The organism is Streptomyces sp. NPDC051018 (assembly GCF_044456085.1).
Lineage (GTDB): Bacteria > Actinomycetota > Actinomycetes > Streptomycetales > Streptomycetaceae > Streptomyces.
This window is the reverse complement of sequence record NZ_JBITFN010000008.1, coordinates 275,860-289,373: the sequence shown is the minus strand read 5'-3', so window position 1 is coordinate 289,373 and position 13,514 is coordinate 275,860. Positions and strand designations below refer to the sequence as shown.

At 73.6% G+C, this 13,514-nt stretch carries 14 protein-coding genes and 3 tRNA genes; 6 read left to right on the top strand and 11 right to left on the bottom strand.

The genetic code is table 11. The features are described 5' to 3' along the window. Positions 1–143: 143 nt before the first annotated feature. Together ACIBCM_RS16830 and ACIBCM_RS16825 are read right to left on the bottom strand one after the other, a co-directional pair. Entirely contained in the window at positions 144–1,385 is a 1,242-nt protein-coding gene (locus tag ACIBCM_RS16830) for a hypothetical protein (RefSeq protein WP_399243760.1), read from the bottom strand. Further along, complete coding sequence (locus ACIBCM_RS16825; protein ID WP_399243758.1) at positions 1,385–1,981, bottom strand: DUF4365 domain-containing protein; 597 nt, start codon at positions 1,979–1,981, stop codon at positions 1,385–1,387. Before ACIBCM_RS16825 ends, ACIBCM_RS16830 begins: the two co-directional genes overlap by 1 nt. Before the next feature lie 284 nt (positions 1,982–2,265). Here ACIBCM_RS16825 and ACIBCM_RS16820 point away from each other — a divergent pair, with 284 nt between their 5' ends. Continuing rightward, entirely contained in the window at positions 2,266–2,991 is a 726-nt protein-coding gene (locus tag ACIBCM_RS16820) for an exonuclease domain-containing protein (protein ID WP_399243756.1), read from the top strand. A gap of 151 nt (positions 2,992–3,142) precedes the next feature. Here the strand turns inward: ACIBCM_RS16820 and ACIBCM_RS16815 are convergent. Both ACIBCM_RS16815 and ACIBCM_RS16810 read right to left on the bottom strand, forming a co-directional pair. Beyond that, positions 3,143–3,214 (bottom strand) — tRNA-Val (locus ACIBCM_RS16815). Positions 3,215–3,253: 39 nt separating this feature from the next. Next, positions 3,254–3,718 carry an SRPBCC family protein gene (locus ACIBCM_RS16810; RefSeq protein WP_399243754.1) on the bottom strand — a complete coding sequence of 155 codons (465 nt, stop codon included), beginning with the start codon at positions 3,716–3,718 and terminating at the stop codon, positions 3,254–3,256. A 101-nt stretch (positions 3,719–3,819) separates the two neighbouring features. Between ACIBCM_RS16810 and ACIBCM_RS16805 the strand changes: the two genes are divergently transcribed. Then, positions 3,820–6,486: an SCO7613 C-terminal domain-containing membrane protein gene (locus tag ACIBCM_RS16805; RefSeq protein ID WP_399243752.1), complete on the top strand. Its 2,667-nt coding sequence runs from the start codon at positions 3,820–3,822 to the stop codon at positions 6,484–6,486. Between the two features lie 107 nt (positions 6,487–6,593). Here ACIBCM_RS16805 and ACIBCM_RS16800 read toward each other — a convergent pair. Together ACIBCM_RS16800 and ACIBCM_RS16795 are read right to left on the bottom strand one after the other, a co-directional pair. Next, positions 6,594–6,665: transfer RNA gene (locus tag ACIBCM_RS16800), tRNA-Val, on the bottom strand. 56 nt (positions 6,666–6,721) lie between these two features. After that, positions 6,722–7,270, bottom strand: coding sequence for a TIGR02611 family protein (locus ACIBCM_RS16795; protein WP_399243750.1), 549 nt, complete (start codon positions 7,268–7,270; stop codon positions 6,722–6,724). A 190-nt stretch (positions 7,271–7,460) separates the two neighbouring features. Here ACIBCM_RS16795 and ACIBCM_RS16790 point away from each other — a divergent pair, with 190 nt between their 5' ends. Both ACIBCM_RS16790 and ACIBCM_RS16785 read left to right on the top strand, forming a co-directional pair. Next, positions 7,461–7,874, top strand: a complete 414-nt coding sequence (locus ACIBCM_RS16790; RefSeq protein ID WP_003959770.1) for an SsgA family sporulation/cell division regulator — start codon at positions 7,461–7,463, stop codon at positions 7,872–7,874. A 188-nt stretch (positions 7,875–8,062) separates the two neighbouring features. Continuing rightward, positions 8,063–8,620 (top strand): CGNR zinc finger domain-containing protein, encoded by a 558-nt coding sequence (locus tag ACIBCM_RS16785; RefSeq protein ID WP_399243748.1) that lies wholly within the window; start codon positions 8,063–8,065, stop codon positions 8,618–8,620. A 72-nt stretch (positions 8,621–8,692) separates the two neighbouring features. Here ACIBCM_RS16785 and ACIBCM_RS16780 read toward each other — a convergent pair whose 3' ends face one another. Together ACIBCM_RS16780 and ACIBCM_RS16775 are read right to left on the bottom strand one after the other, a co-directional pair. Next, on the bottom strand, positions 8,693–8,845 hold the full coding sequence (locus ACIBCM_RS16780) for a hypothetical protein (protein WP_399243746.1): 153 nt from the start codon (positions 8,843–8,845) through the stop codon (positions 8,693–8,695). Between the two features lie 104 nt (positions 8,846–8,949). After that, complete coding sequence (locus tag ACIBCM_RS16775; protein ID WP_399243745.1) at positions 8,950–9,402, bottom strand: hypothetical protein; 453 nt, start codon at positions 9,400–9,402, stop codon at positions 8,950–8,952. 206 nt (positions 9,403–9,608) lie between these two features. On the opposite strand from ACIBCM_RS16775, the gene ACIBCM_RS16770 reads away from it, so the two are divergent. Continuing rightward, positions 9,609–10,127 (top strand): DsbA family protein, encoded by a 519-nt coding sequence (locus ACIBCM_RS16770; protein WP_399243743.1) that lies wholly within the window; start codon positions 9,609–9,611, stop codon positions 10,125–10,127. Positions 10,128–10,343: 216 nt separating this feature from the next. Here ACIBCM_RS16770 and ACIBCM_RS16765 read toward each other — a convergent pair whose 3' ends face one another. The 3 genes from ACIBCM_RS16765 to ACIBCM_RS16755 all read right to left on the bottom strand — a co-directional run bounded on the left by ACIBCM_RS16765 (position 10,344) and on the right by ACIBCM_RS16755 (position 13,220). Next, entirely contained in the window at positions 10,344–11,171 is an 828-nt protein-coding gene (locus ACIBCM_RS16765; RefSeq protein WP_399243740.1) for a GNAT family N-acetyltransferase, read from the bottom strand. Positions 11,172–11,280: 109 nt separating this feature from the next. Beyond that, complete coding sequence (locus ACIBCM_RS16760; RefSeq protein WP_399243738.1) at positions 11,281–12,111, bottom strand: aminotransferase class IV; 831 nt, start codon at positions 12,109–12,111, stop codon at positions 11,281–11,283. A 29-nt stretch (positions 12,112–12,140) separates the two neighbouring features. Continuing rightward, positions 12,141–13,220 carry a chorismate-binding protein gene (locus ACIBCM_RS16755; RefSeq protein WP_399243736.1) on the bottom strand — a complete coding sequence of 360 codons (1,080 nt, stop codon included), beginning with the start codon at positions 13,218–13,220 and terminating at the stop codon, positions 12,141–12,143. A gap of 210 nt (positions 13,221–13,430) precedes the next feature. Here ACIBCM_RS16755 and ACIBCM_RS16750 point away from each other — a divergent pair. Continuing rightward, positions 13,431–13,503: transfer RNA gene (locus ACIBCM_RS16750), tRNA-Gly, on the top strand. Positions 13,504–13,514: the final 11 nt, after the last annotated feature.

Below are 13,514 nucleotides of genomic sequence, written 5' to 3'. Positions count from 1 at the left end.
CCTGAATCGTACCGAGCCGAGCGGTCCGCCCGCGAAACGGTTTGCCGGCGCCGCCCGTCACCCCCGGGCGGCGGCCCCGCACCGGGGGCGCCCCTCCCCGGCCGGGGCCTTCCCGTGGCGGCGGCTCCGCCGCAGCGCCGTGCTCAGCCGTCCGGTCCGGGGCCGGCGCAGATGTCCCCCAGGTGGCCGAGACCTTCCCGGAGCGACTTCAGAAGCCGGTCGCGCTCGGCCTCGTCGACCGGCACCGGCACCAGCTCCGTCGCGTCGCTGAGCCGCCGGAAGCCGCCGCGGCTCTCCAGCCGTCCCGCGACCCGGACCGGAAGTCCCACCAGGTGGGCATGGCCCGCGGTGCGGTACGCGTCCTCCTCCAGGGCCACCCGGACATGCGGCACCTCGGCCCCCGCCAGTACCCGCAGCCGGACCGTCCCGGCGCCGCGCGGTCCGGCCCGGCGCATCCGTACGACGGTGCCCGTGATCAGCACGGGCACCGAGGGCTCGTCCCGCAGATAGCGCGCGCTCGCCGCGCGCAGGGCGGGCAGATCGCCCGGGGTGAACTCCACCGGCTCCCCCCGGGCCGCGCAGCCCTCGGGCGTGCCCGCCGCCGGTGACCACTCCAGGGAGACGGTCGCGCCCTCCGAGCCGCGTACGAGCGCGATGACGGCCTCCGTCAGCTCCCGGCTCACCCCCAGCTCCACGGCTGCGTCGAAGGCCGCCATACCGCCGGTGGCCCGCTGGTAGTCGGTGGCCTCCCGGGCCGCCAGGAGTGCCTGGTGGAGCCGGACCACGGCGGGCCGGCCGCTGTCCACGGGGACGAACGCGGTGAGGGCGCGGCCACCGGGCACGGGCGGGACGAGGACTCCTTCGAGGGCGGCCCGGGCGGCCCGCCGATGACGCGCGCCGTGGTACCGGGCCCGGCCGCGCGCCGCGAGGGCGCCCGCCATGAGCAGCTGACGGGCGGCGCTGCGCAGCTGCTCCTGCCGGGCCCAGGAGGACTCCCCCGCCGGCCCCGGCGGGACATCGCGCCACCAGCGGATCTCGTCGCTGGCGACGGTGAGGCCGACGAGTACCTCGCGGGCGGAGGGCGCGGCGCTGCGGGCGAGGGCGGTCAGGGCCTCGCCGAGGAGGTCCTCGCAGTCGGGGAAGGCCCTGCTCTCGGGGACGAGCAGGCTGGTGCCGCCCCCGGTCGCTCCGGGCGGGGTCCAGCGGGCGTAGCGGCCCGCCGTGCCGCCGCGCCGCCGCCAGCCGTGCCGGTCGAGGAGCGCGCCGAGGACGGCGGGGTCCACCCGGGCGGGATCGGGGCCGCCGCCGTGCCAGGCGGCGGAGCCCGGCGGGGCGGTGCCGCCGGACGCATGGCGCGTGCCGTACTCGTCGTAGGGCCGGTGCATCAGGGTCTCCCTCCAGCCCCGACCCTCGCCATGATCTCGCAGAGGGCCCGGTCGTCGAAGATCCGCGAGGTGGGGATCCGCACGGTGGTCCGGCGCCGTCCCGTCACCGGGTGGCCCGCCAGATTGGTCCAGTAGCAGCAGTGGCGCAGATCGAGCCGGTCGTGCCCGGCGCGCAGCCAGTCGTCCCGGTTCCGGGGGACGAGCATCACGACGAGGATCTTGTGCACGGACACCGGTGTACGGGCCAGCTTCACCAGATGGTCGTTGTCCAGCGTGAACGAGAACCGGGGGAATCCGGGGCCCCCGGTGCGCGGCGGGATCTGGTAGGTGCATTTGAGCTGCACCTTGATGGTGACCTCGTCGTCGACGGCGTGGGCGGCCGAACTGTGGCTGATGTGCCAGTCGATGCCGTTGTCCGGGAAGGGCTGGGAGAGCGAGCAGCCGGCCGCTGCGGCCACCGCGTGGAGATAGCCCACCTGGAGCGTTTCCATGCAGGCGGTGGTGGCGAGCGCGCCCCTCGGGGGTGGGGGCGGCCTCGGGGACAGCAGCCCTCCCCCACGGCTCTCGGGTTCGGGGGCGGGGTGCGGGAGCGCCATGGCTCTTCGGGCCTTCCGGGCGGTGCCGTCCGCTGCCCGGCCCCGGTGCGGATGCCGGGTCCGTACGGGTGCCCGGCGGGCCCGGTCGCGCGTACGGCCCGGCGCCGCGGGCACGGCCGGTTCGGAGGTGGCGTCGGACGGTGTGGATGTTCCGGACGGGCTGTCAGATGCGCTGCCCGTCATCTGTGTTGTCACCGGTCGGCGTACGGCGCAAACGGCCCGGGTATCACCGGTTCGGGCAGGGGGATCTCGCCATCTGCCGTGTGGGTGCGAGGAGTTCGGGGATGCTGCGCTGGTACGACGGCCCAATGGCCGCATTTGACACGGAGACCACGGGAGTCGACGTCGAGCGGGACCGCATTGTCTCGGCGGCGCTGGTGGTGCAGGACGGTGTGGACGGGCGGCCCCGGGTCACGCGCTGGCTGGTCGACCCCGGGATTCCGGTGCCGCCCGCGGCGACCGAGGTACACGGTCTGACCGACGACCACGTACGGCGCAACGGCCGCTGGCCCGCTCCGGTGATGGAGGAGATCGCGCGGGCCCTGGCGGAGCAGTGCGCTGCGGCACGCCCGCTGGTGGTGATGAACGCGCCGTTCGATCTGACGCTCCTCGACCGGGAGCTGCGCCGGCACCGCGCGGCCTCCCTGTCCCGCTATCTGGAGAACGTGCCGCTGTGCGTGCTCGATCCCCGGGTGCTGGACAAGCAGTTGGACCGCTACCGCAAGGGCCGCCGCACGCTGTCGGATCTGTGCCGGCAGTACGAGGTGGTACTGGACGGCGCGCATGACGCGGCTGCGGACGCGCTGGCGGCGCTGGAGGTGACCCGGGCGGTGGGCCGGCGGTTCGCCTCCCGGATGGAGCGGCTGTCGGCGGCGGAGCTGCACACCCTCCAGGCGGTCTGGCACGCCTCGCAGGCACGGGGGCTCCAGGCGTGGTTCGCCCGCAGCGGTACGCCGGAGCCGGTGGACCCCGCGTGGCCGCTGCGGCCCGAACTGCCCGCCGCGGCCTGATCCGTACCGTCCGTACGGGCTCTGCGCGCCCCGGGCCCGTACGACCTCACGGGGCGCGGGGGCGCCCGGGCTCCGGGGCCGGGGCGCCGGACGCCCGGCGCGGCGGCCATGAAGAAGGCCGGTCCGTCGATGACGGACCGGCCTTTCCCGGTGGGCGATACTGGGTTCGAACCAGTGACCTCTTCGGTGTGAACGAAGCGCTCTCCCACTGAGCTAATCGCCCGGGAACGGACTGAACCATACAGGTCCGGGCGGCCCCTCTTCAAATCTCCTTCCGCCGGTTCCCCTCCCGCAGACGGGCGTCGATACCGCGCAGCCCGGCGCGCATCATGGCGGTGTGGTTGGCGCGGAAGAGGGGACGGCAGGGTAGGGCGAGCCGTCGCATGAGAGGTCTGCGGACCACGACCTCCTGGTCGTAGACGGCCCGGGTGCCCCGCCCGCCCCCGCCGACGCTCCAGCGGGCCCAGCCCTCCAGATCGCCCTCCAGCGCGACTTCGAGGACGCGGGCCACGGGGTCACGCCGTACCGCGCGGGCGGTGACCCGCAGTTCGTACGGGAGGAAGGAGCGGAAGCGCGCTGTTCCGCTGTCCTCACCGTCGGCGGTGACCGAGCGGACCTGCGGCCACCAGGAGGGGTAGTCCTCGGCGTGTGCGAGGACGTCGTAGACGGCGTCGGGGCGGGCGGTCAGATCCCAGACGGTGTGGAAGCGGTAGCGGCACCAGTCCATGACCCAAGTCTGCGCGCCCCGGGACGGGAAGCCGGATACTCAGACCCGAACTGAGTATCCGCGCCCATGCCGGGCCGTGTGGCCGCCGCCACACTCCGAGCATGACGAACGTGCCGCCGCTGCCGTCGCCCGCCGAGGAACTGGTGATCCTCGACCGCGAACTGAGCCGACTGGACGCGCGCCGCAGCCAGTTGCTCGCGCGCCGGGCCTGGCTGCTCTCCGTGCTGCATCCGCCGGTGGGGGCCTCCGCGCCCGCCGCGGCGTCCGCGGCGCCGTCCGGCGGGCGACCCCCCGAGACCTCCCCGCCGAGCGTGCAGAATCTTCTGCTCATCCTCGGCGGGGTGCTGCTCACCATCGCGGCGATCGCGTTCACGCTGGTCAGCTGGGGGTCCCTGGGGATCGGCGGACGCAGTGCCGTCCTCGGCACGGTGACGGTGGCCACGCTGGCGGCACCGGTCGCGCTGCTGCGGCGGCGGCTCTCCTCCACGGCGGAGGCGGTGGCGGGGCTCGGTCTGGTGCTGACGGTGCTGGACGCGTATGCGCTGCACCGGGTGGCGCTGCCCGGGACCGAGGACGCGGCGTACGCGGCCTGGGCCTCGGCGGTGCTGGCGGCGCTGTGGGCGGCGTACGGAACCCTCCTGGGAGGGTTGCGGCTCCCGCTGCCGGTGGCGATGACGGCGGCGCAGCTTCCGCTGGTCTTGTGGGTGGCCACGGGGAGGGTCGACGCGATCCCGCTGGAGTGGGCGCTGCTGGCGACGGCGGCGTTCGATGTCGCGGTCGCGGTGCAGGCGCGGAACACCGGCGTACGGGTGATCGCCGCGGCGGGTGCCTCGGTGGCGGGATCCGGAGCGCTGCTGGTGGGTCTGCTCCAGTCCGCGGTGGCCGAGGCTCCGTCCGACGCGCTGTGGCCCGCGGTGCTGCTCGCGGCGGCCGCGGCCGTGGCCCTGTTCGCGGCCTGGCGCGCGCCGTCGGCGGCCCCGGTCGCCTCGGTGGTGGCGGGCCTCTCGCTGATCGCCGGAGTCGGCGGGGTGGTCCGTGAGGTGCTTCCGGGCGGCTGGGCGGGTCCGGCGTATCTGCTGTGCGCCGTGGCCCTGCTGCTCGCCGTCCGGTCCCCTTCGGTGACGAGGGCGCTGCCGCGCCGGGTGGCGCCGGGTCTGACGGGGGCGTCGGCCTCGGTCCAGGCCCTGGCGGCCCTCTCGGCGCTGCCCGTCGTCGTGCTCACCCTGACGAGCCCGGTGACCGCCCTCCTGGACACCTGGCCGGACCGGCCGTCCGGCGCCCGGGAGGCGCTGGGTCTCCCGGGCGTGGCACCGGCCGCCGCTGCGGTCGTGCTGCTGACGGTGGCGGCCGTCCTGGCGCTGTACGCGCGGCGGGCGGCCGGCACCGCGCCGCCGGCCGGGGCCCCTGCGGACGCCGGACCGGGCCCTGACGCCGGCACCGACGCGACGGGAGCACCCGCGCCGGAGAAGGCAGGTCCCGCCTCCTCCGTGCCGGATGCCGAGGGCTCCGGGGCGGACGGGGTCCCCGGTGTCCCGGCGGCCGGCGGCGCGGAGCCCTCCGCCGCCCCGGCTGGCGGGTGGGGCGTCTGGGCCCCGCCCACGCACCGCCCGGGGGGTCTCTCCGCGGCGGCCCGGCGGAACGCGGCCGGTGCCACGGCGCTCGGGCTCGTGTGGTCCGCGCTGACCGTTCTCCCGTTCGCGGCCGGGTCCGGCCACACCGCGTCCGTGGCATTCGGACTGCTGCTCACCCTGGCCGTCCTCGCCCCGACCGTCCGCCCCGGGTGGGCCGCACAGCACGCACCGGCCGCGGTCGGTACCGCGCTGGGCTGTGCGCTTACGGGGGCCCTGAGCGTCGGGGCGCTGTCGCTGGCGACGCTTCCGGCGACGTTCACCGTGCTCGGAACCCTGATGGTGGCGCTGACGGCCGCGGCGGCCGTCTCCCGCGCCGGTCACGCCGTCCGCGCCGTCACCGCCTGCGCCGCCGTCGTCTTCGGGACCTGGCTGGTGATCGCCGCGTGCGACGCGGCGGGGCTGGAGGCACACCGGACGGGCCCGGTGCTGCTCATCGTGCCCGCGGCGGTGGCCGTGGTCGCCGCCCGGCTGGGACGGAGCCCGCTGGCGGTGCCGCTGGAGGGTGCGGCGTCCGCCGCCGGACTGTCGGCCGTCCTGTTCGCCGCCGGCCACCCGCCGGCCCTCGCCCTCGTACTCGCGCTGGGCGGGGTGATCGCGGCGGGCACGGCGATCCGTCCGGAGCGGCGCCCGGTGGCCGCGTACACCGCGTCGGGGCTCTTCCTGGCAGCGACCTGGGTACGGCTCGCGGCCTCGGGTGTGACGGTCCCGGAGGCGTACACGCTGCCGGTGACCTTGCTCGCCCTGGCCGTCGGTCTGCTGCGCCGCCGCCGCGACGGCGACGTGTCGTCGTGGACGGCGTACGGCCCCGGTCTCGCCGCGACCCTCCTCCCGAGCCTCCACACGGCCTGGGGAGACGCGCACTGGCAGCGTCCGCTGCTGCTGGGGCTGGCCGCGCTCGCGGTGACGCTCATCGGGGCCCGGCTGCGGCTCCAGGCACTGCTGGTCCTCGGCGGTGCGGTGCTGGCGCTGGACACGCTGCACGAACTGGCGCCCTATGTGGTCCAGGTCGTGGGCGCGCTTCCCCGCTGGCTGCCGCCCGCCCTGGCCGGACTGCTGCTCCTGGGCATCGGAGCGACCTACGAGCAGCGCATGAGGGACGCCCGCAGACTGCGCGAGAGCATCGGCCGAATGCACTGATCCCGGCCCTGCGGCAGCGCGGCGCACCGGGGGACGTACGGGGAAGCGGAAGCACGGAAAAGCGGGCCGGTCCGCCTGATGAGCGAACCGGCCCGCCGTGATGCCCGTGGGCGATACTGGGATCGAACCAGTGACCTCTTCGGTGTGAACGAAGCGCTCTCCCGCTGAGCTAATCGCCCGGGAACGCGTCGACAACATTACCCCATGTCAGCGAGGGCTCCCGACCCGTTATCGGCTACTCGTCGATCTTCCAGGGCATGGTGAGACCGAACTTCCAGAGGTAGACCGCCGCCAGCACCGCGCAGATCACCACACCCGTGGTGGTGAGGATGATGTTCCGCCGCCGCACCCGGGGGTCGAGCGCGCGCTGCGCCGCCTCGGTGACCTTGCGTTTGGTCCAGCGCAGCACCAGCTGCGCCCAGACGAACTCGGTCGCCCAGATCGCCATACCGCCGAAGATCACGAACCAGCCCGGGCCCGGCAGCACCAGCATCGCCACGCCCGCGCCCACCACCGCGAGACCGACCAGGAAGACCCCGACCTGCCAGCTCAGATGCAGCGGCCTGGAGCGCTTGACGAAGTGGGGCGCCCGCGATCCGAGCGGCTTCTCCGGAGTCGCGGAGGTGTCGTCCCCGCCCCCGTCGGCCGCCTGCCCCCGGACGTCCCCTCCCTGCTCCCCCGTCATGGTGTCCCCTGCCGTCGCTTCCCCCGTCGTGGCCGCCCCCGGCGCGGGGGCGGGGGCCGTTGCCGCGAGGGCCTCCCCCCGCTCACTCTCCGCATTCATGGAGGCAAACCTACCGGATTGAAGCACGTCACCGGAATGGCGGTATAACACAAAGTAATGCACCGCCGTACGAGCGACATGAAGGATCACAAAACGGTCAGAGGGGTTTACAACGGCACCGTAGGTGGCATGTCGATTTCGCCGACGTGCGAATCCCCGAGCGCACACTGAGCGAAAGGCCCTGGCGCTTATGAACACCACGGTCAGCTGCGAGCTGCACCTGCGCCTCGTTGTATCGAGCGAGTCCTCACTGCCTGTACCCGCGGGCCTGCGGTATGACACGGCCGATCCCTATGCCGTGCACGCCACCTTCCACACCGGAGCCGAAGAGACGGTCGAATGGGTCTTCGCCCGCGACCTTCTCGCCGAGGGGCTGCACCGGCCCACCGGCACCGGCGACGTCAGAGTCTGGCCGTCCCGCAGCCACGGCCAGGGCGTCGTCTGCATCGCGCTGAGTTCCCCGGAGGGTGAAGCCCTGCTCGAGGCCCCGGCGCGGGCCCTGGAGTCGTTCCTGAAGAGGACCGACGCGGCCGTGCCGCCCGGCACCGAGCACCGTCACTTCGATCTCGACACGGAACTCTCGCACATCCTGGCCGAGAGCTGAGCCAGGCGGAGAGCTGCACGGCGCCGTCCGACTCGGGGAGACGGCGCCGCGCGGACAATCACATACGGAGGACATCGGCGCCGGCACCGCGTATTCACACGGTGACGGCGCCGATCCGTGTCGTGGCGAGCCGCTAGAGTCAGCGCAATTCGGCGGGCACCGGCCCGCAGCAGTCCATGGAGTGAATCGTGCTGATCCCCCACGACACCAAATTCGCCCTCGACATGGTCGTCGACCTGGTGAACACGGCACCGGAGCACGACCGCGCCGACGGACTGGCGGATATCGCCGCGCTGAACGAATTCGTCAGCGCGCACAGGATCAGCGACGTGAGCCGGCTGGGCACCCGGGATCTGCGGGCCGTCCAGGGCGTACGCGACCGTTTCTCGGAGATCTTCGCGGCACCCGAGACCAGGGTGGCGGCGGAGCTCCTGAACGAGCTGGTCGCCTCGGCGGGCACCACCCCCCAGCTGACCGACCACGACGGCTACGACTGGCATGTGCACTACTTCGCGCCGGGCGCCTCGGTGGCCGACCATGTCGCCGCCGACGGAGGGATGGCACTCGCCTTCATCGTCGTCGCGGGCGAGCGGGAGCGGCTGCGGCGCTGTGAGGCACCGGACTGCGGCCGGGCCTTCGTCGATCTCTCCCGCAACCGCTCCCGCCGCTACTGCGACAGCCGTACGTGCGGCAACCGGCTCCATGTCGCGGCGTACCGGGCGCGCCGCAGGGAGGCGGCGGGCTGAGTCCGGCCGGGGCGCACGGCCGGACGGGACCGGGGCGTCCCGCGCCGCCCACCACCACGGGATCCATGCCCGTCACAACAGGAACAGATCGTGGACGGCGGCCATGAGCAGCAGCACGCCGATGACCGTCAGGAAGATCATCAAAGGCGGCTGGGAGAGCGCGAAGAGGCACCCTCGCGGCTCCTTCGTCGGTGCGGGGGTCTCGCCCCGGGAGGTATCGAGCATCTCGGGGTGATCATGACGCAGACCGGGCCCCGATGATCGCCCAACACACATGGCGGCAGCGGGAGTTCCCGCGATCACGACCCCTGTCTCACCTGCTGAGAAGGTCAGATGCCGTGCTTCTTCAGGATCGCCTCGATGTCGCTGAAATCGTCGCCCGCGCCGCTGCCCGACGCCTTGGGGCGCGGGGCGGGGCGTGCCGCCGGGCGGGCGCTTCCCCCGAGCGAGGGCGCGGAGGCCGCCGGGGCCACGGCGTCGCGCTGTGCGGCCTTGGCCGCCTTGCGGTCCTTCCGGCCGGCAATACCCGAGCGCCGCTCGACGGCGCGGGTGGTCATGAACAGCAGCCATGAGCCGCCCAGCAGCCCGAAGCCGATCCATGCGGTCGGGCTGAACGCGGTGTCGACGGCCCATGCGACGGCGCCGGTGAGGACCAGGCCGATCGGGATCAGCGAGTAGGCGGCGATCCGGGTGGCGGTGAGAAATCTCCGGCGGTACGCCGTGATCGCGGCGATGCCCAGGCCCGCCGCGGACACCGCGGAGCAAATGGTCTCGGCAATCATCCGGTCCTCCAGCCTTCGGCGGGCATGAGCGCTTACGTCCCTTCCATCCTGCACCGGAGGAGGGGGTGGGGGCCATGGTGGCGTACGGCCTCCCGGAGATCTCCGGGAGATCTCGGGGGCGCCGTCATCCCCAGGTCCCGGTCGGCGGCGGCCCCGCGAACCCTCCCGGCCGCCCGCGTGAGGCCGGGAACTGGGAGACTGGCCGCATGAGCGACTCCACCCCCGCCCGCCCCGCCGCGCCCCTCGTCCTGGACGTCTGGTGCGAACTCCAGTGTCCCGACTGTCTCACCGCCCTCGGTGATGTGCGGGCCCTGCACGAGCGCTACGGCGACCGTCTGGAGATCCGGCTGCGGCACTTCCCGCTGGAGAAGCACGCCCACGCCTTCGCCGCGGCCCAGGCAGCCGAGGAGGCCGCCGGGCAGGGCAAGGGCTGGCCGTACGCCGAGGCGGTCCTCGGGCGGGTCGGGGACCTGCCCGGGGGCGGCGAGAAGGTGCTGCTGGAGGTGGCGCGCGAACTGGGCCTGGACGCCGACGAGTTCGAGACCGCTCTGATCGACGGCCGGCACACCCTGGCCGTCGACGCGGACCACGCCGAGGGCAAGGCGATCGGCGTCACCGGCACCCCCACGTATGTGATCGGCGGTGAACGCCTCGACGGCGGCAAGAGCCAGGAGGGACTGCGGGCCAGGATCGAGGAGATCGCCGACCGGCTGCTGGCGGGCTGAGCCCGGCCGGGGCCCGGTCTTCGGCATTCTCCCGGGCCCTGCCGTATCCGGGGGCCCGTGCCGGGCCCCCGGATACGGCAGGGCCCGTCCGGGGTCTTGGGCTCCCCACCGTACGTACGGAGACGGCCCCTCCCTCGGCTCGGCGGCTCCCCGGGACGACGTCCCGGGTGCGTGCGTCGCCCCGCCCCCGCTTCGTACCGCTCCGCCCGACCGTGTTCAGAGCAGTTGCTTGACGGAGTGGACGACCGTCGTCCGGTAGCCGAGCGACTCATAGAGCCGGAGTGCGGGAGTGTTGCCCGCGAAGACGTGGAGTCCGATGAGGTCCGTACCGCTCTCCCGTGCCCCGCGCTCGGCCCGGAGCATCAGGGCACGTCCGTAGCCGTGCCCGCGCCGGCCCTCACCGACCTCGACGTCGTACACATACGCGCCCGGCTCTCCCGGGCGGACCTCGTTCTGCCCGAGGAGGAGGCGGCCGACGACCTCGCCCCGGTGGACCAGAACCTCCGACCGTCCGCCGGGCGAGGCGAGGATGGCCCGGTGATCGGCCTCGGCCTTGGCATGCGCGTCGGCGGCCGGGAGCCCGCGCTCGGTCCAGTCGCGCGCGTACCTCTCCACCGCCGCCGCCCACCACTCCTGGAACTCCGGCCCGGTCATGGGCCGGGCCTCCGTGCCCGGCGGCAGGGCGGGTGGCTCCGCGTCGAGGGTCTTGAGCATATTGCGGCCGAGTTCGGTGTAGCCGAGCACGGTCGCCAGCCGGGTGGCCTCGGCGGCCTCCGGTGGTACAGACACCTTGATCCGCCGGCAGCCCCAGCCGCGCAGGACCTCCTCGGCGGCGAGCGCGGCGACGGTCCCTCTGCCCCGCCGCCGGTCGGCCGGATCGATCCGCAGCGAGCGCACCGTCCCCGCGCCGGCGCCGAAGGCGGGGAGGGTCGCGATCTCGATCGCGCCCACGGGACGGCTGTTGACGCAGACCTCGTAGGCGCGCGACTGCCCGCCGTCCGCCTCGCGCTGAAGCGGCCCGGTCGGCCGCAGAGTGGTGGTCATCAGGGGTGTTGTACCCACTCGCGCGCCGGTCCGTCACCCGCTTTTGCGGGCTTCCGGCCGCCCGCGCCCCGGGGCGGCCGGGCCCACGGGCTCCATGGCCGGGCCGGTCCTACGGCATCCCCGGGTCGGGGTCGGCCGCGGCGCGCTCCTCGAAGACCCGCATCGCCTTGGTGGTCACCGGCCCCGGCGCACCCGCGAGCTCCCGGTCGTCGACCCGGTGGACGGCCTGCACATCCCGGAGGCTGGAGGTCACGAAGACCTCGTCGGCCCGCTCCAGCACGTCGAACGGCAGCTCCGTCTCCCTGGCCCCGGCCCATGCCACCGTGAGGGCACGGGTGATGCCGGCGAGACAGCCGGAGGACACGGGCGGAGTGTGCAGCTCACCGTCGAGGACGACGAAGACATTGGAGCCGGTGCCCTCGCAGAGCTGCCCGACGGTGTTGGCGAAAAGCGCCTCGGACGCGCCCCGCGCGGTTGCACCGGCGAGCGCGACGACGTTCTCCGCGTACGAGGTCGTCTTCAGACCCGCCAGGACTCCGCGCTCATTGCGGGTCCAGGGCACGGTGATCACGGCGGTGGTGTCGGGACGGGGGCCGGTGGGGCCGAGGGCGACGACCAGGGTCGGACCGTCGGTGCCGCGGTCCGAGCCGAGCGGGGAGAGCCCGCCGGTGTAGGTGATCCGCAGCCGTCCCCGTTCCATGGGGTTGGCCTCCAGCACGGCGGCGCAGGCGCGGCGGACCTCGTCGTGGTCCGGGTCGGGCAGACCGAGGCCGCGGGCGGAGCGCGTCAGCCGTTCGAGGTGGAGGGTGAGGGCGAATGGCTGTCCGCTGACGGCCTTGAGCGTCTCGAAGACGCCGTCGCCGACCGTGAGGCCGTGATCGAACACCGACACCCGGGCGTCGTCGGCGTCCCGGAGTCCTCCGTTGACCCAGAGCTTCATCTGGCTGGTCCTTCCGCGCTGATCGCTCGTTACGCCGTGGCACGGGCCGGTTCCCCGTGCCACGGGTGCGTTCCACCGTCCCTGCCCGACGCTACAGCGAGGAGCCTGGACGCCTTGAGTTCGGTCTCGTCCCACTCACGGTCGGGGTCGGAACCCCAGGTGATCCCGGCGCCCGTACCGAATCTCAGGACCGGGCCGGCGGGCTGCGTACGGTCGATCCAGAACGTCCGTATCCCCACGGCCAGCTCACCGGTGCGGCGGTCGGCGTCGACCCAGCCGATGCCTCCGCAGTACGGTCCGCGGGGGGCCGTCTCCAGTGCTTCGATGATCTTCAGGGCGCTGGACTTGGGCGCTCCGGTGACCGAGCCGGGCGGGAAAGTGGCGTCGAGGAGGTGCCGCCAGCCCTCCTTGGGGCCGAGTTCCCCGCGTACGGTCGAGACCAGATGCACCAGTCCGGGATGGGCCTCGACCGCGCACAGCCGCGGCACGGTGACCGTGCCGGTGGCGCAGACCCGTCCCAGGTCGTTGCGGACGAGGTCCACGATCATGACGTTCTCGGCGTGGTCCTTCTCCAGCAGATCGGCCGGGGTGCGGCCGGTGCCCTTGATCGGCCCGGACTCGACGGTCGTGCCGCTGCGGCGCAGATACAGCTCCGGGGACGCGGTGGCGATCTCCACGCCCCGGCCCGGCAGACGGATCGTGCCGGCGTACGGTGCGGGGTTGCCGCGCGCGAGCAGGGAGGTGAGCGCGTCCACATCGGCCGAGTCCGGATCGGGCAGCGGTGCGCTCAGCACCCGGCAGAGATTGGCCTGGTAGACCTCGCCCGCCGCGATGTGCTCCCGGATCCGGCGGACACCCGCGATGTATTCGTCCCGGTTCAGCGACGACCTCCACCGTCCCGCCTCCGGTCCGTGCCACCGCCCCGGTACGGGCGCGGGCACCGGCTCCGTACGGACATCGCCGAAGCGCGCACACGTCAGACCGCCCTCGAAGTCGGCGGCAACGGCCCAGAAGCCCGCGGAGTCGAGGGCCTCGGGATCACTGGTGACATCCCTGAGGTCGGTGGCGATCAGTTGCCCGAAGCGGGCCAGCGGGGCAAGGCGGTGCACATCTGTGAGTCTATGACCGGCGGGGATGAGAGGACGATGGGTACCGGCCGGGTGGCGGACGCGCCGGTCAGGGGCTCACCGGGGTGTCCGGCCGGCCACTGCGGCGCGAACACAACCCAGCACGCTGCGGAAACGTGTTTTTGTGCTGGCCCGGTAATCCGCTAGAGTTCAACACGTCGCCGGGACGCTCAAGCGGTCCGGAAACGACAAGCGGACGTGGCTCAGTTGGTAGAGCATCACCTTGCCAAGGTGAGGGTCGCGAGTTCGAATCTCGTCGTCCGCTCGAAGTGGGGG

Excerpts from the sequence above, each read along its gene's own strand:
- ACIBCM_RS16765 (WP_399243740.1), bottom strand. The coding sequence starts at position 11,171 with ATGACCACCACTCTGCGGCCGACCGGGCCGCTTCAGCGCGAGGCGGAC.
- ACIBCM_RS16780 (WP_399243746.1), bottom strand. The coding sequence starts at position 8,845 with ATGCTCGATACCTCCCGGGGCGAGACCCCCGCACCGACGAAGGAGCCG.
- ACIBCM_RS16825 (WP_399243758.1), bottom strand. The coding sequence starts at position 1,981 with ATGGCGCTCCCGCACCCCGCCCCCGAACCCGAGAGCCGTGGGGGAGGG.
- ACIBCM_RS16810 (WP_399243754.1), bottom strand. The coding sequence starts at position 3,718 with ATGGACTGGTGCCGCTACCGCTTCCACACCGTCTGGGATCTGACCGCC.
- ACIBCM_RS16775 (WP_399243745.1), bottom strand. The coding sequence starts at position 9,402 with ATGATTGCCGAGACCATTTGCTCCGCGGTGTCCGCGGCGGGCCTGGGC.
- ACIBCM_RS16760 (WP_399243738.1), bottom strand. The coding sequence starts at position 12,111 with ATGAAGCTCTGGGTCAACGGAGGACTCCGGGACGCCGACGACGCCCGG.
- ACIBCM_RS16770 (WP_399243743.1), top strand. The coding sequence starts at position 9,609 with ATGAGCGACTCCACCCCCGCCCGCCCCGCCGCGCCCCTCGTCCTGGAC.
- ACIBCM_RS16795 (WP_399243750.1), bottom strand. The coding sequence starts at position 7,270 with ATGAATGCGGAGAGTGAGCGGGGGGAGGCCCTCGCGGCAACGGCCCCC.
- ACIBCM_RS16820 (WP_399243756.1), top strand. The coding sequence starts at position 2,266 with ATGCTGCGCTGGTACGACGGCCCAATGGCCGCATTTGACACGGAGACC.
- ACIBCM_RS16790 (WP_003959770.1), top strand. The coding sequence starts at position 7,461 with ATGAACACCACGGTCAGCTGCGAGCTGCACCTGCGCCTCGTTGTATCG.
- ACIBCM_RS16805 (WP_399243752.1), top strand. The coding sequence starts at position 3,820 with ATGACGAACGTGCCGCCGCTGCCGTCGCCCGCCGAGGAACTGGTGATC.
- ACIBCM_RS16830 (WP_399243760.1), bottom strand. The coding sequence starts at position 1,385 with ATGCACCGGCCCTACGACGAGTACGGCACGCGCCATGCGTCCGGCGGC.